This window comes from Pararhizobium gei, assembly GCF_029223885.1.
Lineage (GTDB): Bacteria > Pseudomonadota > Alphaproteobacteria > Rhizobiales > Rhizobiaceae > Pararhizobium > Pararhizobium gei.
Genome location: NZ_CP119409.1, coordinates 1262664 through 1284773, shown reverse-complemented (window position 1 = coordinate 1284773; position 22110 = coordinate 1262664). Strand labels below are relative to the sequence as shown.

Annotated in this window: 20 protein-coding genes; 5 read left to right on the top strand and 15 right to left on the bottom strand. The window is 62.4% G+C overall.

Annotated features, from left to right (window positions below; all coding sequences use genetic code 11):
* Positions 1 to 200: 200 nt before the first annotated feature.
* Together mutL and PY308_RS06000 are read left to right on the top strand one after the other, a co-directional pair.
* Positions 201 to 1991 (top strand): DNA mismatch repair endonuclease MutL, encoded by a 1791-nt coding sequence (gene mutL, locus PY308_RS06005; RefSeq protein ID WP_275789228.1) that lies wholly within the window; start codon positions 201 to 203, stop codon positions 1989 to 1991.
* Between the two features lie 112 nt (positions 1992 to 2103).
* Positions 2104 to 2334 carry a DUF2093 domain-containing protein gene (locus tag PY308_RS06000; protein ID WP_275791030.1) on the top strand — a complete coding sequence of 77 codons (231 nt, stop codon included), beginning with the start codon at positions 2104 to 2106 and terminating at the stop codon, positions 2332 to 2334.
* A gap of 4 nt (positions 2335 to 2338) precedes the next feature.
* Here PY308_RS06000 and lpxK read toward each other — a convergent pair whose 3' ends face one another.
* The gene (gene lpxK / locus PY308_RS05995) at positions 2339 to 3391 is read right to left on the bottom strand and encodes a tetraacyldisaccharide 4'-kinase (protein WP_275789226.1); all 1053 of its coding nucleotides are present in this window, start codon (positions 3389 to 3391) and stop codon (positions 2339 to 2341) included.
* Positions 3392 to 3660: 269 nt separating this feature from the next.
* Here lpxK and PY308_RS05990 point away from each other — a divergent pair, with 269 nt between their 5' ends.
* Positions 3661 to 4749, top strand: coding sequence for a flagellin N-terminal helical domain-containing protein (locus tag PY308_RS05990; RefSeq protein ID WP_275789224.1), 1089 nt, complete (start codon positions 3661 to 3663; stop codon positions 4747 to 4749).
* Between the two features lie 19 nt (positions 4750 to 4768).
* On the opposite strand, the gene PY308_RS05985 is transcribed toward PY308_RS05990, so the two are convergent.
* From PY308_RS05985 to PY308_RS05965, 5 genes are all read right to left on the bottom strand, one after another.
* Positions 4769 to 5473: an HAD family hydrolase gene (locus PY308_RS05985; protein WP_275789222.1), complete on the bottom strand. Its 705-nt coding sequence runs from the start codon at positions 5471 to 5473 to the stop codon at positions 4769 to 4771.
* Between the two features lie 20 nt (positions 5474 to 5493).
* A complete protein-coding gene (waaA, locus tag PY308_RS05980; RefSeq protein ID WP_275789220.1) occupies positions 5494 to 6807 on the bottom strand; it encodes a lipid IV(A) 3-deoxy-D-manno-octulosonic acid transferase in 1314 nt (437 codons plus the stop codon).
* A gap of 91 nt (positions 6808 to 6898) precedes the next feature.
* Positions 6899 to 7135: a DUF4170 domain-containing protein gene (locus PY308_RS05975; protein ID WP_275789218.1), complete on the bottom strand. Its 237-nt coding sequence runs from the start codon at positions 7133 to 7135 to the stop codon at positions 6899 to 6901.
* A 59-nt stretch (positions 7136 to 7194) separates the two neighbouring features.
* A complete protein-coding gene (locus PY308_RS05970) occupies positions 7195 to 8007 on the bottom strand; it encodes a 3'(2'),5'-bisphosphate nucleotidase CysQ (protein ID WP_275789216.1) in 813 nt (270 codons plus the stop codon).
* A gap of 52 nt (positions 8008 to 8059) precedes the next feature.
* On the bottom strand, positions 8060 to 9406 hold the full coding sequence (locus PY308_RS05965; protein ID WP_275789215.1) for a TldD/PmbA family protein: 1347 nt from the start codon (positions 9404 to 9406) through the stop codon (positions 8060 to 8062).
* A 163-nt stretch (positions 9407 to 9569) separates the two neighbouring features.
* Here PY308_RS05965 and PY308_RS05960 point away from each other — a divergent pair, with 163 nt between their 5' ends.
* Entirely contained in the window at positions 9570 to 11432 is a 1863-nt protein-coding gene (locus PY308_RS05960) for a monovalent cation:proton antiporter-2 (CPA2) family protein (RefSeq protein ID WP_275789214.1), read from the top strand.
* Between the two features lie 6 nt (positions 11433 to 11438).
* Here PY308_RS05960 and PY308_RS05955 read toward each other — a convergent pair whose 3' ends face one another.
* Genes PY308_RS05955 through PY308_RS05945 form a run of 3 tightly spaced genes read right to left on the bottom strand, consistent with a single transcriptional unit; the run spans position 11439 to position 14907 of the window.
* The gene (locus tag PY308_RS05955; RefSeq protein WP_275789213.1) at positions 11439 to 12308 is read right to left on the bottom strand and encodes a patatin-like phospholipase family protein; all 870 of its coding nucleotides are present in this window, start codon (positions 12306 to 12308) and stop codon (positions 11439 to 11441) included.
* A 19-nt stretch (positions 12309 to 12327) separates the two neighbouring features.
* Positions 12328 to 12888 carry a 16S rRNA (guanine(966)-N(2))-methyltransferase RsmD gene (gene rsmD, locus PY308_RS05950; RefSeq protein WP_275789211.1) on the bottom strand — a complete coding sequence of 187 codons (561 nt, stop codon included), beginning with the start codon at positions 12886 to 12888 and terminating at the stop codon, positions 12328 to 12330.
* Between the two features lie 6 nt (positions 12889 to 12894).
* On the bottom strand, positions 12895 to 14907 hold the full coding sequence (locus PY308_RS05945) for a pseudouridine synthase (protein ID WP_275789209.1): 2013 nt from the start codon (positions 14905 to 14907) through the stop codon (positions 12895 to 12897).
* Positions 14908 to 14983: 76 nt separating this feature from the next.
* On the opposite strand from PY308_RS05945, the gene PY308_RS05940 reads away from it, so the two are divergent.
* Positions 14984 to 15487 (top strand): nucleoside deaminase, encoded by a 504-nt coding sequence (locus PY308_RS05940; protein WP_275789208.1) that lies wholly within the window; start codon positions 14984 to 14986, stop codon positions 15485 to 15487.
* On the opposite strand, the gene PY308_RS05935 is transcribed toward PY308_RS05940, so the two are convergent.
* The 6 genes from PY308_RS05935 to PY308_RS05910 all read right to left on the bottom strand — a co-directional run bounded on the left by PY308_RS05935 (position 15442) and on the right by PY308_RS05910 (position 22078).
* The gene (locus PY308_RS05935; RefSeq protein WP_275789207.1) at positions 15442 to 15918 is read right to left on the bottom strand and encodes a GNAT family N-acetyltransferase; all 477 of its coding nucleotides are present in this window, start codon (positions 15916 to 15918) and stop codon (positions 15442 to 15444) included. The two genes, PY308_RS05940 and PY308_RS05935, sit on opposite strands and share 46 nt — an antisense overlap.
* Before the next feature lie 6 nt (positions 15919 to 15924).
* On the bottom strand, positions 15925 to 16545 hold the full coding sequence (locus PY308_RS05930; protein WP_275789205.1) for a hypothetical protein: 621 nt from the start codon (positions 16543 to 16545) through the stop codon (positions 15925 to 15927).
* 137 nt (positions 16546 to 16682) lie between these two features.
* Entirely contained in the window at positions 16683 to 19646 is a 2964-nt protein-coding gene (gene ileS, locus PY308_RS05925; protein WP_275789204.1) for an isoleucine--tRNA ligase, read from the bottom strand.
* Positions 19647 to 19887: 241 nt separating this feature from the next.
* Positions 19888 to 20127, bottom strand: coding sequence for a BrnA antitoxin family protein (locus tag PY308_RS05920; protein WP_275789202.1), 240 nt, complete (start codon positions 20125 to 20127; stop codon positions 19888 to 19890).
* 75 nt (positions 20128 to 20202) lie between these two features.
* A complete protein-coding gene (locus PY308_RS05915; protein WP_275789200.1) occupies positions 20203 to 21183 on the bottom strand; it encodes a bifunctional riboflavin kinase/FAD synthetase in 981 nt (326 codons plus the stop codon).
* A gap of 46 nt (positions 21184 to 21229) precedes the next feature.
* A complete protein-coding gene (locus PY308_RS05910) occupies positions 21230 to 22078 on the bottom strand; it encodes a TIGR01459 family HAD-type hydrolase (protein ID WP_275789198.1) in 849 nt (282 codons plus the stop codon).
* Positions 22079 to 22110: the final 32 nt, after the last annotated feature.

The window sequence follows — 22110 nt, the reverse complement described above, 5'->3', positions numbered from 1 at the left end:
ACACCCCGCGCGGCCAGCTTCGCGTCGGGGGTCCAAAATGACGAGCCCGTGTTCATTCGGGCTCTTTGAGAACGTCGCAGCTTTAGATTAAAGGCTGATTAAGGCCGGATCGACTTTGTTCCCGGCCGGACCGGGCAACACAGCCGGGGATAGAGCGCGCCAGGCCTTTTCATGAGCCTTGGAATCCCCGACAATGGGTGATGTCCATCAAACAGCTTTCAGAAACCCTGATCAACCAGATCGCCGCGGGCGAGGTCATCGAGCGGCCGGCCAGTGCCGCCAAGGAATTGATCGAAAATGCTCTCGACGCAGGTGCCACAAGGATAGACATTGCCACGGCCGGCGGCGGCAAGACGCTGCTGAGGGTGATCGACAATGGCTGCGGCATGGGGCCGGACGATCTCGAACTGGCCGTCCGCCGGCACTGCACCTCCAAGCTCGACAAGGATCTCCTCGATATAAGGACGCTTGGATTTCGCGGCGAAGCTCTTCCCTCCATCGGATCGGTTGCGCGCCTGACAATTTCCAGCCGCGCTGCCGGGGCAAGCCACGGCGCCGAAATCGGTGTTTTCGGCGGCACGCTGCAGCCGGTGAAGCCTGCTGCCGTCAATCAGGGGACAGTGGTCGAGGTGCGCGATCTTTTCTTTGCCACACCGGCCCGTCTCAATTTCATGAAGACGGAGAGAGCCGAAGCCTCGGCCATTTCCGATGTGGTGCGGCGCATGGCGATCGCCTTCCCGGGCGTGCGTTTCCTGCTGTCGGGCTCCGACAGGACGACGCTCGAATTTCCGTCGACCGGCGACGACCGGCTCGCCCGCATCGCCCAGGTGCTCGGCCGCGACTTCCGCGACAATGCGATCGAGATCGACGCCGAGCGCGAGGGGGCGCAGCTCACGGGCTTTGCCGGCGTCCCGACCTTCAACCGCGGCAACTCGCTGCAGCAATATGCCTTCGTCAACGGCCGGCCGGTGCAGGACAAGCTTATCTGGTCGGCCCTGCGTGCCGCCTATGCCGAAACGATTCCCCAGGGGCGGTATCCGGTGGCGGTGCTGTCGTTGACGGTCGATCCTGATGTGGTCGACGTCAATGTGCATCCGGCCAAATCAGATGTTCGTTTTCGCGATCCCGGCCTGATCCGCGGGCTCATCATCGGCGCCATACGGCAGGCCTTGGCGGCCGGCGGCGACCGCGCATCGACGACGGGGGCGAGCGGCATGATGCATGCGTTCCGTCCCCGGCCGGCTCCCCAGGCTCCATGGACGGCAGCCACCTCCCCTTATCGTCCGATGGAGAACACGCACAGCGGCTTCGGGGAAACGCAGCAGGCATCGTTCGCAGCGACGGCGGCGCCTTCCGCCCGTGCATCGGCATTCGCATCGGAGGGACAAAACGAGGTTGCCGCCGAAGTGGTGCATCCGCTGGGTGCCGCGCGGGCGCAGCTTCACGAGAATTATATCGTCGCCCAGACGCAGGACGGGCTGGTCATCGTCGACCAGCACGCGGCCCATGAGCGGCTGGTCTTCGAGGCGTTGCGCAAAGGGCTGAATGCGCAGCCGATTCCGGCGCAGGCGCTGCTGATCCCGGACATCGTCGATATGCCCGAAGATGACTGCGATCGGCTCATTTCTCATGCCGCCGACTTCTCGCGCCTGGGCCTCGGTATCGAACGGTTCGGTCCCGGCGCCATCGCCATCCGCGAGACGCCGGCAATGCTCGGCGAGATCGACGCGGCAGGTCTCGTGCGCCAGCTTGCGGACGAACTGGCGGAATGGGATACGGCAGGCGGCCTGGCCGCAAGACTGGATTATCTGGCCGCGACCATGGCCTGCCACGGTTCGGTGCGCTCCGGCCGGCGGCTGCGGTCGGAAGAGATGAACGCGTTGCTGCGGCGGATGGAGGCGACCCCCGGTTCCGGCCAGTGCAATCATGGCCGTCCGACCTATATCGAGATCAAGCTCGCCGACATCGAACGACTGTTCGGGCGCAGTTGACGTGCAGGTGGCAATTCCGCTGGAAATCCGGACTGGCCCGCGTTAGAGCATAAGGGGGCAGGCCTTGAGACCTGCAGCGGACGGAAGATTGATGCGAGGACGACGACCGATGATGAACCGGTTTGAAGGCAGCGGCAGCAGGGAAGCCAAGATCCGCTATCTCGACGGCGACTTCCAGATTCTTCTGCCGGGCGCCTATGTCGTGTGCGCCGTCACCGGCAAGAACATCCCGATCGACGAGTTGCGCTATTGGAGCGTTGCGCGGCAGGAGCCTTACAGCGATGCGGAGGCTTCCCTTCAGGCCGACAAGCACGCGGGAATTCTTCCCGGTCAGAAGACGTAGCCGTCTATTTCCTGGACTTTTCCGGATTTCGCTTTGCCAGATTGCGCGTGCGGGCGGATTTCAATGCCGCGTCGATGATCTTGTCAGGTGATGACGGGTCGTCGAAGCGGATTTCGATCTCGATCACGCGGCTTTTTTCGATCAGTTCAGCCGCCCTGCCGTGGCCGGGCTCGAGGCGGACGATGTCCTTGGCCGTCGTCACCAGCCGGTAGCCGTTTGCGGCGGCGCGATCGAGGAGATCGGCAATCTCCTCCTCGGAAAAATGATGGTGATCGGGAAAGCTGCGCATTTCAGCAAGGTTCGCCCCCATCTGGCGCACGGTGCGGAAGAATTTTTCCGGATCGGCAATGCCGGCCCAGGCGATGACCGGAACGTCTTTCAGATCGCCGCTGTCGAGGCGTACCACATCGGCTTCATAGATCGGCTTTCCGGCACGCGCCGCGCGCCGGACCAACTCATCGGCGCGATCTTCGTTGCCAAGCTTCAGAAGCGCCGAGGCATGACGCAACTGGTGCGCGAGCGGCGCCCTCACCGGACCTGCCGGGATGACAAAGCCGTTTCCGATGCCGCGACGGCTGTCGATGACCAGGAGGGAGAAATCGAAGGTCAATCTCGCGCTCTGGAAACCGTCATCCATGATGATCAGATCGACGCCTTCGGATGCCAGTCTGCGGGCGCCCTCCACCCGCTTCCGGCAGATGACGGTCATCCCCTCGCGGGCGAGCAGCAGCGGTTCGTCGCCGACATCCCGCGCACGATGATGTTCCGGCTCGACCACCGTCGTGACATCGAGTGATCCGCCATAGCCGCGGCTCAGAAAGCCCGGCTTCAGGCCGCGTCTGCGGGCGGCACGCGCAAGAGCGATCGCCGTCGGCGTTTTTCCAGCGCCGCCAACGGTAAAATTCCCGACGCAGATAACAGGCAGATCCACCGATGCCCGCCGCGCGCGATCCATGCGCGGACCCGAAATGCGGCCATAGATCCACGACAACGGCCAGAGGCCATAGGCGCGCCAATCGGTATTGGTCCACCAGAACGGCGGTGCTTCAGAAACCATTCAGTTCTTCCAATTCTCCGCACAAACAAAGCCCCGCCGTCAAGGGGGCAGCCGTGCAGAGTCCTTCTTGGCTCTCACGGCAGGCGACACAAAGCGGCAGATTTCCGGGAATTGCAAGCCATCACCCTGCCTTTGGAAAAGACGAAGCACCTATGGTGATGAATGATTGCCCACGAAATACACCTCGAATTAACCGTTCTCCGCCACTCTGGGTTAACCAACCGGTCTCTCCGTTTTTTGTTTTTTGTAGCGGATTTGAAATGACAAACATGAGCTTTAACTCGGCAGCTACGGCGGCCCTGGCGGTTCTGCGCCATAACGACACCACCCATGCCAAATACCAGAACATCGTCACCACCGGCATGCGGATCTCGGAGGCCGCCGACAACGCAGCCTATTGGTCGATCGCGACAGACATGCGCAACACCAACAAGGCGACCAGCACCGTCATCGACGCGCTTGAGCTGGGTGCAGCACTGATCGATGTTTCCTATCGCGCCATGGAGGATCTGATCGACATCACCTCCGAGATCAAGGCCAAGATCGTTCTGATGAAGGATCCCGGGATCGACCGGTACAAGGTCAGCCAGGAGGTCTACGAGCTTGAGAAACAATTTCTCAGCACAGCGCAATCGGCCTCGTTCAACGGACGCAACCTGCTTGCGCCGGGAACGCTGAACTATACCGAAAAAAGCTATACGGACGGCAACGGCCGCACTCTAAGTTATATCGAGATGGATCCGCCGGACGCCGGCCTCGTCTTCGGCGGCATCGTGGCAAGCTATTCCAAAGGCCATGTCGGGATCATCAATATCCATGGCGACAGCAATCTCAATCTGTTTGGCCCGGCGAACTACAAGAATGCCGATGGAAGTATTTCCGCCCAGAATGGTCTGGTGGACAATCCGCAGGCCGACGGGATGACAAACGGCGTGGCCCATCAGGACCCGGGCAAGGTTGATGCGTGGCTGCCTGCCTTCAACGGCCGCACCCAGGTGAATTTCAACCATGGAGGCCATTTCGACGACATGTTCAGCGCGTCGCATATGGGCGAGGTTCCGGACGATCTGGTCGGTTATGCGACGGATTTGTTGCTGGCGCGCTACGAGCAGATGCACACGACACTGACTGACAGGGGCGCAACCCTCGGCTCGCTCGCGATGCGCATCGACATACAGACGGATTTCAACAAGACGCTGTCGGCGACGATAACCAGAGGCGTCGGCCGGTTGGTGGACGCCGACATGAGCGAGGCCTCCACCCGGCTGAAAGCCATACAGTCTCAAGTTCAATTGGCGGTGCAGGCGCTCAACATCGCCAACAATTCACCGTCGCTGCTGATGCAGCTGTTCCGGTGATGCCAAATGGAAACCAGGCTCAGGCGAGCACGGTTTCCAATTCGGTAATGTCGTTGAGGCAGTGATCGGAGGCGGCGGCCAGCGATTGAGGCGACCCGGTGCCTGTCAGCACCGCAACCGTCAATCCGGCCCCGGCGTTACGTCCCATGTGAAGATCGTGATTGTTGTCGCCGACGACGGCGATCTGATGGGGCTGAAGGCCGGTCGCTGCGCAAAAACCCATGACCATGCCCGGATGCGGCTTGGTGCCGAAGCCGCTGTCGTAACCGGCGACATAATCCAGATAAATATCGAAGCCGAAGCGTTTGGCGGTCTCGCGGATCGAGCGCTCATTGTCGCTCGAGGCGACACCCAGCCGGTAGCCCTTGGCGTGCAGCCGGGCGAAGAACGCGGCAAGGTCGGTGACCGGCACGGCATATTCGGCGGAGGTGGCAAACAGGCCGTCGAACCTGGCAGTCAGGTCCGCAACCGTGTAGCAGGCGCCCGCTTCCACCATGCCGGTCGCAATCTCAACCGTATTTCCGGCCGCAAGCAGGCTGTCGGGCAGCACATGGCCGGTGTCGGGGTCCATGCCACCCGCGAGAAGCAGGCGACGGGCAAGACCGGCATCGCCATCCGCCGCAATCCGGGCGAGTTCGTAGTTTACCGGCACCCAGCTTTTTACATAGTCCAGCAGCGTCCCATCCTTGTCGAACAGGATGCCGGATATGGTTTTCTGCGTCATGGGGCGTTCCGCGGCAAGGTTCAGTTTTCCCGGCGCGGCTGCAGCCGGGCCTTGACCGTCAGCGGATTGATATAGGGCTCAAGGCCCCGGATCGTCGCCGATAGCGCACCACGCATTTCATGCACGGTTTCAAGACCGGCATCGATCATCTTGCGACGCATCTCGTCGTTGACGAGCAGATAATTGACACCCTTGGCCAGCATTTCGACATCGCGGATGATCTTGGCGCTGCCGTTCTTGGCAAGCGTCTGGTAGGTCTCGCGAAAATTCTGAACATTGCCGCCGGACAGAATGGCGCAGCCGAGCATGGCCGGCTCCAGTGGATTCTGCCCACCATCGGCAAACAGCGAACGGCCGACGAAAGCAACCTCCGTCAGGCGCAGGTAGAGACCCATCTCTCCGATCGTGTCACCCAGGAATATATCGGTTTCCGGCGTGATCGGGTCGTTGCGGGTGCGGCGCGCCACAGTCAGCCCCTTGGCGTTCAACATGGCCTCGATGGCATCGCATCGCTCGGGATGGCGGGGCACGATGATCGTCAGCAGGCCCGTCCGCTCCTTCAGGGCACGATGAACGACCCCCGCCGCGTTTTCTTCGCCTTCGAAGGTCGAGATTGCCGCCCATGTCTTGCGACCCTGAATCTGCTGGCGGTACTGCTTGAGAACCTGTCCGTCGTGTGGCGGCGCGTCGGTATCGACCTTGAGATTGCCCGATACCATCACCGGAAGCGCACCGAGCGTGCGAAAGCGCTCCGCATCGAGGTCCGACTGGGCGATAACCAGAGCCAGATTCTCGAACAGCGCATCGGCGAGCCAGGGACGCTTCTTCCAGCGGCTGAACGTGCGGTCGGAAAGCCGCCCGTTGACGAGAACCTGCGGAATGTGGCGCTCGCCGAGTTCGACAATTGTCATCGGCCAGATCTCGGATTCGGCGATGATCGCGAGATCAGGTTCCCAGTAGTCGAGGAAACGGGCAACGGCCGGCTTGAAATCGAGCGGAACATACTGGTGGATGATGCCAGACCCCAACCTGTCGGCGGCCAATCGCGCAGAGGTGGTCGTGCCCGTGGTCAGGACGACCGCAATGCCGCGCCGCGCCACTTCCTTGATGAGGGGAACGACCGCAATGGTCTCGCCCACGCTTGCTGCATGAAACCAGACCAGCGGCCCCTGCGGCCTTGGTTTGCTGGCATGGCCGTAACGCTCCTGCCGGCGGCCCGAATCTTCCTTGCCCTTGGCGGCGCGTGCCGCAAGGTAGGACCAGACCAGGGGATAGATGGCGGTGCCGATCCAGCGATAGCCGGACAAAGCCACCCGCGCAAGCATTCGGTTCATGGAACGCAATCTCCGCGATCGCTTTCAGGCGGCATATCGCAGGCTTTTCCTGATCTTGCCGGTTTGACCGACAGCGCCGCGATCCGCAACATCAGGCCTGTTCGGGTTCGAGCAGCCGATGCATGTGAACGATGAAATACCGCATATGCGCATTGTCCACGGTCAGCTGGGCCTTCGATTTCCAGGCGATCAGGGCAGTCTCGTAGTCGGGAAAAATGCCCACGATGTCCAGTTTGGCCAGGTCGCGGAACTGCACGCCGGTCAAGGTCGTCAATTCGCCCCCGAACACCAGATGGAGCCGCTGTTTGGTTTCCTGTGTCTGCGCCATTCGTCTTTCCCATTGTCTTGCCGTGTTTTCCTGTGGTTTGCGGCATCCGACCTGAAAGGTCAATGGTTATCCAGCCCCTTGGACGCGGCGATGAGGGCGGGCAAAGCCGGCATTGCCGCGGCGCAAAGGACTGTATGGCGAACATTGGGGCGATTATAGGAAAGCGGCTTGCCGTCCAGTCCGGACAATATGCCACCAGCCCGTTCCAGGATAAGATCGGCAGCGGCCAGATCCCAGTCGTGCGAGTTTTTCTTGACGATGGTGCCGTCGATGCGGCCATCGGCGATCATGGCGATCCGGTAGGCCAGGGAGGGCACATGCGCGATCCGCGACACGGTGGCGCGATAGCCCGTCTCAAGCAGCTTGACGGTGTCTTCCGCCAGGGCGATCCGCAGAACGGCATGTTCTTGCGCCTTCACACCGATAGGAGCGCCGTTCTTCAACGCCCTGCCGTTCAACGTCGCCTGAAAAAGCTCGTCGAGGGCCGGAGCGAACAAGACGCCGGCAACCGGTCGGCCGAGATGCACCACCGCGACACTGACGCACCAGATATCCTTGCCGCCGATGAACGCACGGGTGCCGTCGATCGGATCGACGACGAAAAGCGTGTCGCAGCCAAGCCGCGCCTCGTCGTCGTCGGTTTCTTCCGACAGCCAGCCATAACCCGGCCGGGCGGTCAGAAGTCTCTCTTTCAGGATATCGTTGGCAGCGTAATCGGCCTCGCTGACCGGCGAGTGGCCGCCGTTCTTCCACCGGACGTCGGGATCCTTCCGAAAATAGCTCAAAGCCTTTTCCCCGGCGGCCTTTGCGGCTTCGGTTATAAGGTCGAGGTCGCCGGCCCACGGGTCCGGCGATGAGCGAAGGACGTTCATCTCAGTCTTTCCGTTTCCCGCGGCCTATGCCGCGTACTGGCAATTATCCGGCCTACGTGCCGGCAAGCGTCATGCCTTCGATGGCAAGCGTCGGCGCCGCGACGCCAAATTTCCGGTCGATGTCGTTGGCGAGCGTCAAGGCCATGAACATCTGCTTCAGGTTGGAGGCGATAGTAACCTCGGAGACAGGGAAGCTCAGTTCGCCGTTCTCGATCCAGAATCCCGAGGCCCCGCGGCTGTATTCGCCGGTCAGCATATTGACACCCTGGCCGATCAGCTCCGTGACGTAGAAGCCGGTCCCGACGCTGCGAATGAGATCCTCGGGCGCGATATCTCCGGGCTCGATCGCGAAATTGGTCGAGGATGGCGTGACGGAAGGGCCGCCGCGCACGCCGCGTCCGTTGGTGTCGAGGCCAAGCTCCCGCCCCGTAGACGTCGACAGGAACCAGTGCTGCAAAACACCGTCCTCGATCACCGACAGTTTCTCGCCGCTTACGCCTTCGCCATCGAAGGGGCGGGAGGACGAACCGCCCACGATGAGCGGGTCGTCGGTCACCAGAATACCGCTCTTCATCACCTGCTGGCCCATCATATCGCGCAGGAAGCTCGTCTTGCGGGCAACCGAGGCTCCGTTGATCGCTCCTGCGATATGGCCGGCAAACCCGCGCGCCATGCGTGGATCAAAGACCACCGTAACGTTTTTCTGCGTCGGTACCTGGCGTGGGCCAAGGCGGGCGATCGCTCTTTCGCCGGCAGTGCGACCGATTTCGGCCGCCGATTTCAGATGGGAGAGGAACAGACGGCTGTCGTAGTCGTAGTCGCGCTCCATCTTGGTGCCGTCGCCGGCAATGGCGCTGACCGAACGTCCGAAGCGCGTTCCCATATAGGCGCCGGAAAAGCCATGCGAGGTGACGAGAACAAGACCGCCCATGCCCGCAGATGCACCCGCGCCGCTGGAATTGGTGACGCCGGCGACCGCCAGCGCCGCCTCCTCGGCCTCAAGCGCGGCGGCGGCCAGATCCTCCGTCGAAACCTCCGCCGGATCGAACAGATCGAGATCGGGATAGGATCGGGCCAGGCGGTCCGGATCTGCGAGACTTGCAAAAGGATCTTCGGGGGACGCCTTTGCCATCGCGACCGCACGTTCCGCCAGAACCTTCAGATCGAAACCGGGATTGGCGGAAACGCTTGCCACGCGGCGGCCAACGAAGACGCGCAGCGAGAAATCATCGCTTTCGGATGCTTCCGTCGCCTCGACCTTGCCGAGCCGGACGGAGACCGAGCGCGACCTGCCCCGGACAATCACCGCATCCGCCTCGTCCGCACCAGCTTTGCGCGCCATATCCACAAGTTCAGCCGCGCGCGTCTGAAGGACGCCGGAATCGATAATATCGGACATGATTTAGCCTTTCATTCCTGTCCCATTTATTGTGCAGTGAGACAGGCATCAAGGGCATAACGTGATTCTGTGCCCCCGGCCCCGGCGAAAAGCCGATCCTTTGGAAATCTCTTCGCCAAACGGCGTCTTTGCGCCTCTGGTCCCGCGTTTGGAAAGAAACACCATGTCGACGACGCAAGCCTTTACCTCACAGGCGCTGCTCTTGCTGGGCGGGGCGGTCGTGGCCGCGCCCATCTTCAAAAAGCTCGGGCTCGGCACCGTTCTCGGTTATCTCGCCGCCGGCATCATCATCGGCCCCCTGCTTCACCAGATCAGCGAGGGCGAGCAGATCCTCGGCTTTGCCGAACTTGGCGTGGTCTTTCTGCTGTTCGTGATCGGGCTGGAACTGAAGCCATCGCGCCTCTGGCAGATGCGGCGCGATATTTTCGGCCTCGGCACGGCGCAGGTTCTTCTGACCGGCTTTTCGATTTCCTTCATCGTCTATGAGGCGGGACTGCTCGACTGGGCCGGCAGCATCATCACGGGCTTCGGACTGGCGCTGTCATCCACAGCCTTCGCGCTGCAGATCCTCGACGAAAAGGGCGACACCAACAGCCGGCACGGACAGCGCGCCTTTTCGATCCTGCTCCTGCAGGATCTGGCGATCGTGCCGCTGCTTGCCCTGATACCGCTTCTTGCCCTGCAGGCTCCTGAAGACACCAGCCCGCCGCTCCAGGATTTTGCCATCGCAGTCGGGGCGATCCTGATCATGGTGGTCGCGGGACGCTACCTGCTCAATCCGCTGTTCCAGATTCTGGCGCGAACCGGGGCACGCGAAGTGATGATCGCCGCCGCACTTCTGGTGGTGCTGGGCGCGGCAACCATGATGCAGCTTGCCGGGTTGTCGATGGCGATGGGCTCATTCCTGGCTGGGGTGTTGCTGGCTGAGTCCAGCTACCGCCACGAACTGGAGGCCGATATCGAACCGTTTCGCGGCCTGCTGCTCGCGCTGTTCTTCATGGCCGTCGGGCTGTCGCTTGATATCGGCGTCATCGTTGAAAACTATCTCCTCATCCTGATTGCCGTTCCGTTGCTGATGATCGTCAAGGCGGTGGTTCTCTTTGCGATCTGCCGCATCAGCGGCTCACCGCACAACGACGCGGTGCGCATCGGCCTGCTTCTGCCGCAGGGCGGAGAGTTCGGTTTCGTGCTGTTCAGCGCAGCCGCGACCGCCGGGGTCTTTTCGCAAGCCTGGGCGTCGCTGCTGATCGTGATCGTCACGCTGTCCATGGCGCTGACGCCGGCAGCGGCGGCCATGGCGCGGTTTCTGATGCGGGAACAGGAAGAGGCAAGGGAAGAGCTGGAGGAGGATTTCGAGGGCGCCGGCTCGGATGTGCTGATGATCGGCTTTTCCCGTTTCGGCCAGATCGCCTCACAGATCCTTTTGGCGGGTGGCCGCGACGTGACCATCATCGACCATTCCGCCGAGCGTGTCCGGCAGGCTGCGGCCTTCGGATTCCGGATCTATTTCGGCGACGGCACGCGGCTCGATGTGTTGCGGGCGGCAGGCATAGAAAAGGCGAAGATCGTTGCGATCTGCACGCACAAGGCCGAGATCACCGATCGCATCATCGATCTGGTTCAGGCGGAATATCCCAATGCCCGGATCTACGCCCGTGCCTATGACCGCATTCACACCCTGTCCCTTCGTGCCCGCGGGGTAGACTACGAACTGCGCGAGACCTTCGAATCCGGTCTTGTTTTCGGCCGGAGGACGCTGGAGGGGCTGGGGGTAGCCGATAATCAGGCCCATGCGATTACCGAGGATATCCGCCGCCGCGACGAGGCACGGCTTGCGGTTCAGGCTGCCGAAGGACTAAGCGCGGGACGCGACATGCTGCATTCGCATCCGGTCAAGCCGGAACCGTTGATCAAGCCGAAGCGGGACTTGTCGGCAACGCTGGGACCGGACGAGGAAATGCTGTCGGTCGCGACCGGACCGAAGAGACCGCAACCGGACAGCGGCCTTCTCGCAACAGTGGACTAAGGCTTTCTAGCTGTTGCGCTTGGCAGCAATGGCCTGTTCGAGCGCCATCTTGAACTGATCCTTGACGGCGGAGGTCGCGGCCAGCACGTCCTGGGCCTTCAGAAAATCCATGACACGGTAGCGGTTGACCTCGGGACGCAGGAGGATATCCGGGGGGTGCGCTTTCATCTTCATGGCGATGATAGACTGCATCATCAGCTGGCTGGCGCCAAACAGGCTGTCGATCCGGCTCGGCATGGTCTCGCCATCGCCATCGGGGCCGCCGACGACATCGACGGCGACCACGATATCGGCAAGCCCGGCCAGATGATCGAAGGGCAGTGGATTATAAATGCCGCCGTCAATCATCACCCGGCCATCGATCCGGACGGGCATGAACATCGCCGGGATGGCGGCGGATGCCGCAAGCGCCGCATGCAGGTCGCCGCTTTCGCAGACATGCTCGGCTTGACCATAATAGTCGGTGACCAGAACTTTCAAGGGGATCTGGAGCGCACTGAAATCCGTGGCGATGGCTTCGGGAAGGAAGGCCGGCAGGATACGTTCGAGATTGAACTGGCCGACGCGAAAACCGCTTGCCACGGCCTGCCGAAAACTGGCCGGACGCAGGCGCCAGAGGCGGTTGAAAATTTCCTTGCGCCGCCCGACCGTCGATAGCGTGTGCTCGCGGATGTCGGCGCCGCTCAGCCCGGACGCCATGGCAGCGCCCATGATCGCGCCGATCGAGGAGCCGGCTATGGCGACAGGGCGGATTCCGAGTTCGTCCAAAGCTTCGATGACATGGATATGCGCAAGGCCCCGCGCGCCGCCGCCGCCAAAAGCAATGGCAACCGTCGGATCAGCAGATCCTTTCAAGATTTCAGGAGCTTGCGTCATGCCTTGCGCCTTTCCGCGGTCATGCGGCGCCGTATCGGTAGAAGTGCATGCGGGTGTCGCCGAAGAGGCGGTCGTCGATCGGCTCGAAACCGGTTTGCACGACAGGGTGGACATCCGCCCGTTCTTCGAGGATGGCCAGAGCACCCGGCATCAACCAACCGCCGGCCGCGGCCGAACTCAGGGCCTTTTCGCCCAGTCCGTTGCCATAGGGCGGATCGGCAAACAAAAGATGGAAAGGTTCCACCGTGCCGGCGGGCCCCAGATCCGTGGCGTCGCGACGGAAGACGCGCGCCCGGCCGGTCAGGCCGAGAGTCTCGATATTGGTTCGCAGGAGGCCCCTGCCCTCGGTTCCCATCTCGACGAACAGCGCCTGGCGGCACCCGCGCGACAAAGCCTCCAGCCCAACGGCGCCGGTGCCTGCAAAGAGATCGAGTACGCGGGTGCCCTCAAGAGCCTCCGCATAGGCATGACCCAGAATGTTGAACAGGCTTTCGCGCGTCCGGTCGGTTGTCGGCCGGATGTCGTTCGATCTGGGCGCCGCAAGCCCACGCCCGCGAAACTCGCCACCGACGATCCGCATCGAGCCCTAGTTCCCGCGTCCGCGCGGTTTGCCGCCGCCTGTCGGGCGCCCGCCTGCAGGCTTGCCACCGCCTGGCTTTCCGCCACGAGGAGGACCGCCCGTTTTGGTGCCGAATGGCTTTGCCCCGCCCGGCTTGCCGCCAAAGGATTTGCCCCGCGGTTTATCGCCGGCAGGACGGTCGCTCTGCGGGCGGTCGCTCCGCGGCGGTCGATCGCCGAAATCACGCGGTTTGCGATCGCCGTCCGCGCGCGCGAAAGACGCCTCGCCGAAGGGTTTGCGTGGCCGGTCGCCCGGCGGACGGTCCCCCTGCGGGCGGTCGGTTCTGGGACGGTCTGTTTTCGGCCTGTCCGAAAACGACCGTGCACCTTCGGCACGCGGTTTGCGATCGCCGAACGGCTTGGCGCCGCCCTCGCGGCGTGGCGGTCGATCACCCTGAGGACCGGCACCCTGAGGACGAGCACCTTGGGGACGGTCGCCGCGGGGAGCGCGGTCACCGAAACTGCGTGCGCCACGATCGTCGCCGCGCTTGCGGTCGCCACCACGGCCTTCATCACGGCTCGGCTCCTCCGTTGCGCGGATCCAGTCCTTGTCGTCATCATCACGGGTGACGATCACACGCGGGCCGCGATCGGGGCGATCATAAACAGACGCCTTCTTGCGATCTGGATCGAATTTCCGGTTTGATTTCATCGGCAGACCATCCTTGGTCTTGCCGTAGCGCTTGGTCGTCGGCGCGCCTTCCGGACGCTCGCGGCGCACGGGCTTATCCGTCGCATCGGCGGCTTGTGCATCCCTGGGCTTCTTTTCGGCCAGAGGCCGGGCGCCGGGCGCCATCCAGACATTGGTCCGGCGGGCGCGGAAACCCGGCTCGCGCTTCGGCTGGTCGTCGAATCTCTGAACCGGCGCATCGCGTCCGCCGCGCTCCTTGCGATCCGGACGAGAGCTGCTCTTGTCGTCGCGCCGGGTGTCGAGGCGCGACAGCGCCCGCTCGCGCTTGTCGCCGGCCTTCTCTTTGAAGGCACCACGTTCCCGGGCTTCCGGCTTGCCGGCGGCCCACTCGGTCTTCTGCGGCTTTTCTTCCTCGGCCGGGGCGGCATCGAAGATCGGCGCATCGAAATTGGCCTTTGCATCTTCGATCAGCCGGGGGCCGAGCTGGTCGCGCAGGGTTCGTACGCGGATTTCCTGGGCCTGGCCCTCCGGCAGTTCGCCGAGCTGGAACGGACCATAGGAAATGCGGATCAGCCGGTTCACGTCGAGGCCGAGAGCGCCCATGACGTTCTTGATCTCGCGGTTCTTGCCTTCGCGAAGCCCCATGGTAATCCAGACATTGGAGCCCTGAACCTTGTCCAGAGTCGCCTCAATGGAACCGTAAAGCACGCCATCGACGGCGATGCCGTCCTTCAGCTTGTCGAGTGCTGCCTGATCGATCGTGCCATGGGCGCGCACGCGGTAGCGGCGCAGCCAGCCGGTGGACGGCAACTCAAGCACACGGGCAAGCCCGCCGTCGTTTGTCAGCAGCAGCAGGCCTTCGGTATTGATGTCGAGACGGCCGATCGACAGGACGCGTGGCAACTCCTCCGGCAGGTTGTCGAAAACGGTGGGGCGGCCTTCCGGGTCGGAATTGGTCGTCACCAGCCCGGAGGGCTTGTGGTAGAGCCAGAGCCGCGTGCGCTCTATGCCGCGGATCGGCTCGCCGTCCACTTCGATCTTGTCGGACAAGGTCGCGTTAACGACGGGGGTTTCCAGCACCTTGCCATTGAGGCTGACGCGGCCTTCCATGATCATGCGCTCGATGTCGCGCCGCGAAGCGATGCCGGCGCGCGCCAAAATCTTCGAAATGCGCTGCGGCACGTCCGCTTCGACGTTGACCGCATCATCCGTTTTCGGCCGGCGCGGCTTTTCCGCTTCCGTCTTTTCAGGCCCCGATGCGGCTGCCGTCTTGCGGGCGCCGGTATAGGGCTTCTTGTCGCGGCCTTCCGGCTTTCCACCGGGGCGCTGGGGCTTGTCTTTGAATGTCATTTGTGTTGCCTGCCTTTTGGGCTGTCCTATCAGGTCGAAGCCCTCGGGTTAAGAGAAAATATCGCGGGTTTCGACGATGGCGCCGACGGGCAGTTTCATGGATTTGGCGCTTTCCCAGGCGCGGCTGGCGGCGGAGCGGGGCGAAGTGCCCGTCGGCGCTGTGCTGGTGCTCGATGGCGAGGTGATTTCGGCTGCCGGAAACCGGACGCGGGAACTATCCGACGTCACGGCCCATGCCGAGATTCTGGTTATTCGCGAGGCGGCGGTTGCGATTGGCAGCGAGCGGCTGACAGGCGCTGATCTCTACGTGACGCTGGAACCCTGCACGCTCTGTGCGGCGGCAATTTCCTTTGCCCGGCTGCGGCGGCTCTACTACGGCGCCGAAGATGAAAAGGGCGGAGGCGTCGACAATGGCGTGCGCTTTTACAGCCAGCCGACATGCCATCACGCCCCGGAGGTCTATTCCGGCATGTCCGCCCGGCCGGCGACAGAGATTTTGAGGGCGTTCTTTGCGCAAAAGCGCCCGGATAAAGGTCAGCCCGCCGCGAAGCGCGTCAAGGCCGCACCCGACAGACGGTAGCGTGTCCACTCGTTCATCGGCTCGGCGCCGATCGCCTCATACGCTTTGATGGCGGGCTCGTTCCAGTCGAGCACGCTCCATTCGAAACGCTGGCATCCCTTGTCCACGGCAATCCTTGCCAGATGCCGCAGCATCAGGCGGCCGGCGCCAGTGCCGCGCTGTTCGGGCGTGACGTAGAGATCTTCGAGATAGAGCCCGTTGCGGGCAAGCCAGGTGGAATAGCTGAAAAACCAGACGGCAAAACCGACGGGCATGCCGTCGCGCTCGCAGATGACCGCCTGCGACACGGTGTCTGCGCCGAACAGGGATTGAGTGACAGCCTCAACCGTGGCCTCGACCTCGTGGCCCGCCTTTTCATAGACGGCCAGTTCGGTGATGAAACGCAGGATCGTGGACGCGTCTTCAGAGGTGGCTGGACGGATGCTGAACATTGCGGATCAGAAAATATCCCACCACTTCTTGCCGGAACCGGCGACGGCCGCTTCCTTCTTGCGGCGGCGGGCCTTCTGCTGCTCCGGCTCGCCAAGATCGGCAACCGCCTCTTCCGGCATCTTGCGGTATTCGAGAGGCGGATCGCTGAGCGTGCGGCGCTTGTCCGAATAGGCGCCCATCTGCAGTCTGCGGGCCTCGCGATAGGCTTCCGTCTGCTCCTTGGCTGTCAGGCGTCGGCCGTTCGCACTTGCCTTGGCGAGCGGCGACACATAGCCCGGGCGGTCGGCATTGGCATCGGCTTCGTCACGCAGGCGCTGGCGGGTTTCCTCAGGGCTTTCGACCCATTGCGGGTTCTCCTTGGTCGCCAGGTTCTGCTGCGGCTGGACCAGTTGCGCGCTTTCCGTCGATGGCGGCAGGACCAGTCCGGGACGCGGCTGATATTTCACGGTGCTCTTGGGTTTTCCCTCTCCAATGGCGACCGTGCTGCCGAGATCGTCCATCAGATGTTCGCCAGCAGTCTTGTCCGTCCCATAAGTCGGGCCGCCGATGCAGCCGGACAGGGCAAGGCTTGCCGCCACGACGCCAAACACACTGGCATATACTCGAAACTCGCGCGTCATTCCCATGAAAACCCTTCCAGCGGCGCCGGCATAATGGATATGTCTAGGCGGCATTGCTGCGCCTTGGCGGATAAATCCGCCGATTTTCAGGCAGGTTTTACCGGATGAGCGGCAAAAGAGCAATTCACCCGGTAAACAATCCCTTAAGAAGCAAAGCCGAGTTCGCGAAGCGCTGCCGCATCGCGGGCCGAGACATCCGGAAACGCCGGATCGGAGCCGACATCGGTCGTGATCCGCCAAGAGCGGGCGCATTTGACGCCCTCTGCCAGCTTCTGTTCGACGGCCACCTTCGTGCCGTCCTCCAGGCGGAAAGCATCCGCCGGCCCCTCTCCCGCCACCACCGTGATATCCGACGTGATGGAGATTTCGGCAAGGTCCAGACCCTCCAGGGAGGCCAGCAGATCGGCGTCAGCGATATGCACGACGGGGGCAGCCTCCAGCGACGAGCCGATGCGCTTGTCCTTGCGTTCGAGTTCAAGCGCGCCTGTGACGGCGCGGCGGACGGTGCGGACCTTCTTCCATTTGTCGGCCAGCGCCCCGTTCGACCATTCCGCCGGGATCTCCGGGAACTGCTCCAGATGCACGGATGTCGCGGACGGATCGCGCGACAGCCAGGCCTCTTCCGTGGTGAACGGCATCATCGGCGCGAACCAGAGCACGAGGCTGTCGAACAGCTTGCGGATGACGAACAAGGCCGAACGGCGCTTCAGGCTCGACGGCGCGTCGCAATACAGCGTGTCCTTGCGGATATCGAAATAGAAGGCCGACAACTCGACATTGGCGAAATCCGTCAAGGCGCGGGTGATCCGCTTGAAGTCGAAGTCGTCATAGGCCTTGCGCAGCAGCTGGTCGAGTTCGAACAGCCTGTGCAGCATCAGCTTTTCGAGTTCCGGCAGGTCGGCATAGGCGATGTCGTCACCCTTGTCGTGGGCGAGCGTGCCGAGCATCCAGCGGATCGTGTTGCGGATCTTTCTGTAGGCGTCGATATTGGTCTGGATGATCGTCTTGCCGACGCGCAGGTCTTCCGCATAGTCCGACGACATCACCCACAGGCGCAGGATATCGGCGCCGGCGTCGTTCATGATTGTCTGCGGGGCGGTGACGTTGCCCTTCGACTTCGACATCTTCTCGCCCTTCTCATCCATGATGAAACCATGGGTGACGACGGCGTTGTAGGGCGCGCGGCCGCGGGTGGCGCAGCTTTCCAGAAGCGAGGAATGGAACCAGCCGCGATGCTGGTCCGAGCCTTCCAGATAGACGTCGGCCGGCCATTTCAGGTCGGGACGATCCTCCAGCGTGAACACATGGGTGGAGCCTGAATCGAACCAGACGTCGAGAATGTCGGTGACCATCTGCCATTTTTCGGCGTCATGCGCATTGCCGAGGAACCGCTCTTTGGCACCAGCGGCGAACCAGGCGTCCGCCCCTTCCTTCTCGAAGGCTTCGAGGATGCGGGCGTTGACCTCATCATCCTTCAAAACATTTCCCTCGGCATCGGCGAAGACGCAGATCGGCACCCCCCAGGCACGCTGGCGCGACAGCACCCAGTCCGGACGCTGCTCGATCATCGCCCGCAGGCGGTTCTGCCCGGCAGCGGGCACGAAACGCGTGTCGTCGATGGCCGATAGGGCGCGAGAGCGCAGCGTCGTGCCGTCGCCCAGTTCCTTGTCCATATAGACGAACCATTGCGGCGTATTGCGGAAGATGACCGGCTTCTTGGAGCGCCAGGAATGCGGGTACTCGTGCTTGATGCGACCACGGGCAAACAGGTTGCCGGCGGCGATCAGCGCATCCATCACGCGCTTGTTGGCGTCGCCCTTCTTACCGTTGTCGTCGAGCACGCGCGCGGCGCCGCCCTCCGCCGACGGGCCAAAGCCAGGCGCGTCCTCGGTGTAGAAGCCGGCGTCATCGACGGGGAACGGAATCTTGGAGGAGATTCCGCGGGCTTCTAGGGCACGAGCGTTCGCCATCCAGATCTCGAAGTCGTCCCGGCCGTGGGAGGGGGCGGTGTGCACAAAGCCGGTGCCGGCATCGTCGGTGACGTGATCGCCGTCGAGGAGGGGGACGGTAAAGTCGTAACCGAGGGCGGCGAGTGGGTGGGCGCAGGTGATGGCGGCAAGCTCTTTACCTGAAACATCACTGATCAGGCTGAGCTTTACCTTCGCCTTCGTCGCGCAGTCCTCCGCTAGACGCTTCGCGAAGATCAACCTTTCACCCGGCTGGGGGCCAAATTCGTTCACCGCTTCGGTAACTTCGTAGAGGCCATATTCAATGCGGGAAGAGAAGGAGATCGCACGATTGCCAGGAATCGTCCAAGGAGTGGTCGTCCAAATGACAACGGCCGCTGCTTGAAGTTCATTTAGCGAATTTACGACGGGAACTTTACCCGTATCGGAAAGCCATTCTGCTTTTGCCGCCCCCTCTACGGCTTTCACCGGAAACTTCACCCAGATCGTGTCGCTCTCGACCTCGGCATATTCCACCTCGGCTTCCGCCAGCGCCGTGCGCTCCACCACGCTCCACATGATCGGCTTGGAGCCGCGATAGAGCTGGCCGCTCATGGCGATCTTCAAAAGTTCACCGGCAATGCGCGCCTCAGAGTGGAAGTTCATCGTCGTGTAGGGACGCTCGAAATCGCCCTCGATGCCGAGACGGCGGAATTCTTCCGACTGGATGTCGATCCATCCTTGCGCAAAGTCACGGCATTCCCTGCGGAATTCGTTGATCGGGACCTCGTTCTTGTCCTTGCCCTTGGCGCGGTAGGCTTCCTCGATCTTCCATTCGATCGGCAGGCCGTGGCAATCCCAGCCGGGCACGTAATTGGCGTCGTATCCGCGCATCTGGAACGAGCGCGTGATGACGTCCTTCAGCACCTTGTTCAGCGCATGGCCGATATGGATGTTGCCGTTGGCATAGGGCGGGCCGTCATGCAGCACGAACTTTTCACGGCCAGATGCGGAGGCGCGGAGTTGTCTGTAAAGCTCCATGTCCTTCCACTTCCTGGCCATTTCCGGCTCCTTCTGCGGCAGTCCGGCGCGCATCGGAAATTCGGTTTCGGGAAGGTAGAGCGTCTTGGAATAATCGAGCTTTTCAACAGTATCGGTCATGGCTTCTGCAATCGTCTCTGGCGCGTCTGGCCGCGCATGCGAACGGGAATTCTATGAAGGAATAGCATGGCGCTTCAGGCAACGCCGAAAACCCGGACCTTCCGGCGGCATCGGTGCGCTCAGAAGGCCGGGCCAATAATTCGCGGATCTATCATCAATCGACGATATCGGGTCATGGCGGCCCGTGTGTAGGACGTTTTCCGGTGAAAAGGAAGAGGCTGCCTGACTGGGACAGCGTCCGCTACCTCTCTCCGTCAGCCATCATCGCCGCGCGCAAAGCGTCGTTGATGCGGTCCTGCCAGCCGGGGCCGTCTTTCTGGAAATATTCGATCACGGCGCTGTCGATCTTGAGGGAGACGAGTTCCTTTGTCTCCGGCAGAGCGCGTCTTTCGAGTGCCGGGGCAGCCTGCTTCTTGACCGGTTTGAACAGGGCTTCGGCCGCATCCATGGGACTGATGGGGCGACGCGGTGGGTTGGCCATGGTTTTCTGTCCTGATCTCTTTTGAATATGCCGACACCAGATGCCAGCCTTGGCACCGGCGTAAACCGAACGCTGCTAGAACGCAATCTGCCGGTCGATCTCACCCAGCGGCCGCACGCCGGCCAGCAGGGCGCGCGCCTCTGCGTCATCCTGCTTCATCTGCACCACCAGCGATTCCAGCCCATCGAATTTCAACTCATCGCGCAGGTGGCCGAAGAAGGAAACGGAAGAGACCTCACCATAGAGATCGCCGGAAAAATCGAAAAGGAAGGTTTCGAGCAATGCCTCGCCATTGCTGGTGACCGTCGGCCGTTTACCGAAACTCGCGACCGCATCGTAAAGACTGCCATCCGGCCTGCGGAAACGCACGGCGTAAATTCCGTTTCGCAGTTCCACCTCCGGCGGGAGCCGCATATTGGCCGTGGGATAGCCCAGCGTGCGTCCCAGCTTCTTGCCGCCGATCACCTCCGCCGCCACCGTATAGCGGTAGCCAAGCAGGCCGGCTGCGCCGACGACATCCCCCGAAGCCAGCATCGCTCGGATATGGCTGGAGGAAATCACCGAGGCATTCTCGTCGCGGAAGGCGTCGACCAGCGTCACGCCGAAGCCGTTTTCGCCGCCGGCCGCCATCAGAAAGGCCGGGCCACCCTCCCTGCCCTTGCCGAAATGGAAATCGAACCCGGTGACGACATGGCTGGCATGCAGCCATTCCATCAGAACCGTGCGGATGAAGTCGCTGGCGGTAATCTCCGAAAAGGTTCGGTCGAACGGATATTCGATGACCGCGGAAAAGCCCATGCCTTCGAGAAGGCGCGCCTTGAGCGGCGCGGGCGTGAGGCGAAAAACAGGTTGATCCGGACGGAACACCGAGCGCGGATGGGGCTCGAAGGTCAGGACAAGGGCCGGAACGCCACGCGCCTGCGCCTCGTCGAGTGCCCGGCTCAGCACCGACTGGTGGCCGCGATGCACGCCGTCGAAATTGCCGATGGCGATGACGCCGCCCCGCAAGGCATCCGGCAGAGGCTGGCGGGTCTCGTTGCGATGAAAAACCGTCATGTCGTCAAACCCGTCACTCTGTCCCGGCGCTCATGGTGCAATCCAGTCATGCGAGGCGCGGCATCCACCATTTCGGCGTCGCGCCTTCGCTTTTCAGGAATGCCGCCAGCTTCGTTTCATCGGTCTTTTCGCCGGTCATATATTCCAGGGCATGGATACCGGCACTGATATAAAGGACATCCAGCCCGAAATCCTGCGCGCCCTTGACGTCCGTCGGCATGCCGTCGCCGATCGCGATCACCCGGCTAAGGTCGAGCTTGCCACGAATGGCTTTCGCCTCCGTCAACGAGGCGCGATACATCGGCACATGCGGCTTTCCGGAAATGCGGGTTTCGCCGCCCAGCTCCTCGTAGACCTTGGCGATGGCTCCAGCGCAGGGGATGAGCCGGTGGCCGCGCTCAACGACCAGGTCCGGGTTGGCGCAGATGAACGGGATCTTGCGCTTTGCCAGGCCGGACAGGGTCGCACGGTAATCTTCCGCAGTCTCCGTTTCGTCGTCGAAGAACCCGGCGCAGACGATAATCTCCGCATCCTCGGACGATACCATCCCGACGCCGAGGCCTTCGAGCAGGGGCAGATCGCGGTCTGCACCGATGAAATAGACCTTCCTGGGGCCGGCGGAGATCAGGGCCCGCGTCACGTCGCCGGAAGTGATGATGCGGTCATAGGCCGTATCCGGCACGCCAAGACCGCGGATCTGGGTGATGACGCCGGGATGCGGTCGCGGGGAATTGGTGATGAGAACAACGGTGAGCCCCTTGGCGCGGGCCTCGGTCAAAGCCTCGCAGGCACCCTTGAAGGCCGCGACACCGTTGTGCAGCACGCCCCAGACATCGCACAGGACAACATCGTAGCGGCTGGCGATGTCGCGAAAACTGTTGATCCGAACGGCCATGCTGGCTTTCCCGCAGAGAAAATGATCGGGGT

What these genes read in the sequence shown, in the direction of transcription:
- mutL (WP_275789228.1), top strand. Translation starts at nt 201, where the DNA reads ATGTCCATCAAACAGCTTTCAGAAACCCTGATCAACCAGATCGCCGCG.
- PY308_RS06000 (WP_275791030.1), top strand. Translation starts at nt 2,104, where the DNA reads ATGAACCGGTTTGAAGGCAGCGGCAGCAGGGAAGCCAAGATCCGCTAT.
- lpxK (WP_275789226.1), bottom strand. Translation starts at nt 3,391, where the DNA reads ATGGTTTCTGAAGCACCGCCGTTCTGGTGGACCAATACCGATTGGCGC.
- PY308_RS05990 (WP_275789224.1), top strand. Translation starts at nt 3,661, where the DNA reads ATGAGCTTTAACTCGGCAGCTACGGCGGCCCTGGCGGTTCTGCGCCAT.
- PY308_RS05985 (WP_275789222.1), bottom strand. Translation starts at nt 5,473, where the DNA reads ATGACGCAGAAAACCATATCCGGCATCCTGTTCGACAAGGATGGGACG.
- waaA (WP_275789220.1), bottom strand. Translation starts at nt 6,807, where the DNA reads ATGAACCGAATGCTTGCGCGGGTGGCTTTGTCCGGCTATCGCTGGATC.
- PY308_RS05975 (WP_275789218.1), bottom strand. Translation starts at nt 7,135, where the DNA reads ATGGCGCAGACACAGGAAACCAAACAGCGGCTCCATCTGGTGTTCGGG.
- PY308_RS05970 (WP_275789216.1), bottom strand. Translation starts at nt 8,007, where the DNA reads ATGAACGTCCTTCGCTCATCGCCGGACCCGTGGGCCGGCGACCTCGAC.
- PY308_RS05965 (WP_275789215.1), bottom strand. Translation starts at nt 9,406, where the DNA reads ATGTCCGATATTATCGATTCCGGCGTCCTTCAGACGCGCGCGGCTGAA.
- PY308_RS05960 (WP_275789214.1), top strand. Translation starts at nt 9,570, where the DNA reads ATGTCGACGACGCAAGCCTTTACCTCACAGGCGCTGCTCTTGCTGGGC.
- PY308_RS05955 (WP_275789213.1), bottom strand. Translation starts at nt 12,308, where the DNA reads ATGACGCAAGCTCCTGAAATCTTGAAAGGATCTGCTGATCCGACGGTT.
- rsmD (WP_275789211.1), bottom strand. Translation starts at nt 12,888, where the DNA reads ATGCGGATCGTCGGTGGCGAGTTTCGCGGGCGTGGGCTTGCGGCGCCC.
- PY308_RS05945 (WP_275789209.1), bottom strand. Translation starts at nt 14,907, where the DNA reads ATGACATTCAAAGACAAGCCCCAGCGCCCCGGTGGAAAGCCGGAAGGC.
- PY308_RS05940 (WP_275789208.1), top strand. Translation starts at nt 14,984, where the DNA reads ATGGCGCCGACGGGCAGTTTCATGGATTTGGCGCTTTCCCAGGCGCGG.
- PY308_RS05935 (WP_275789207.1), bottom strand. Translation starts at nt 15,918, where the DNA reads ATGTTCAGCATCCGTCCAGCCACCTCTGAAGACGCGTCCACGATCCTG.
- PY308_RS05930 (WP_275789205.1), bottom strand. Translation starts at nt 16,545, where the DNA reads ATGGGAATGACGCGCGAGTTTCGAGTATATGCCAGTGTGTTTGGCGTC.
- ileS (WP_275789204.1), bottom strand. Translation starts at nt 19,646, where the DNA reads ATGACCGATACTGTTGAAAAGCTCGATTATTCCAAGACGCTCTACCTT.
- PY308_RS05920 (WP_275789202.1), bottom strand. Translation starts at nt 20,127, where the DNA reads ATGGCCAACCCACCGCGTCGCCCCATCAGTCCCATGGATGCGGCCGAA.
- PY308_RS05915 (WP_275789200.1), bottom strand. Translation starts at nt 21,183, where the DNA reads ATGACGGTTTTTCATCGCAACGAGACCCGCCAGCCTCTGCCGGATGCC.
- PY308_RS05910 (WP_275789198.1), bottom strand. Translation starts at nt 22,078, where the DNA reads ATGGCCGTTCGGATCAACAGTTTTCGCGACATCGCCAGCCGCTACGAT.